The sequence below is a fragment of the Sphingomonas endophytica genome (assembly GCF_001476895.1).
GTDB lineage: Bacteria > Pseudomonadota > Alphaproteobacteria > Sphingomonadales > Sphingomonadaceae > Sphingomonas > Sphingomonas endophytica_A.
In genome coordinates, this window is record NZ_LDTB01000148.1 from 1 (window position 1) to 778 (window position 778).

General features: G+C 67.9%; 1 protein-coding gene. It reads left to right on the forward strand.

What is annotated here, in order from left to right; all coding sequences use genetic code 11:
• Positions 1–36 precede the first annotated feature (36 nt).
• Positions 37–778 (forward strand): MFS transporter (locus NS334_RS16430; protein ID WP_206542689.1); only part of this gene is annotated, 742 nt, incomplete at its 3' end.

Sequence of the window (778 nt, forward strand, 5' to 3'; positions counted from 1 at the left end):
GTGCTGATGACGACCGCGCATGGCCTCGTCAGCATCATGATCGGCGCCGGCGTGCTGATCGGCATTTCGCTCGCCTGTACCGCGAATGCCATTGCGATGTCGGTCGCGGCGCGCGCGGTGCCGGAGATGGTGCGCTCCACCGTGCTCGGTATCGTCTCTGCCGCGGGCTCGCTCGGCGCGCTGCTGTCGGCGCCGATCGGCCAGATGCTCAATGAAGGTTTCGGCTGGCGCGTCGGGCTCGCCGGCTTCGTCATCCTGTCGGTCGGGATGATCCCTGCGGCGTTGTATGCCGGCCGCGTCGACAACATCCCGCTGCCGAAGCCCGCGGGTGACGACATCGGCAATGCGACGGCGGCGACCGCGGCAGAGACCGCGTTCGGCAACGCGTCGTTCGTGGTGATGACCTGCGCCTACATGGTCTGCGGCATGCAGCTCGTCTTCCTCACCACGCATCTGCCGTCATATCTCGCCATCTGCGGGCTCGATCCGATGCTGAGCGCGCAGACGCTCGGCATGATCGGCGGCTTCAACGTGCTGGGCTCGCTGTTCTTCGGCTGGGCCGGCCAGCGCTGGAACAAGCTGGCGCTGCTCGGCGCGATCTACATCCTGCGCTCGCTGGCGCTCGCCTGGTACTTCATGCTGCCGGCAACGCCGGGCTCGACGCTGCTGTTCGGCGCCATCATGGGCTTCCTCTGGATGGGTGTCGGGCCGCTGGTCGCGGGCGCGGTGGCGGAGATGTTCGGCCTGCGCTGGCAGGCGATGATCCAGGGCCTTGCCT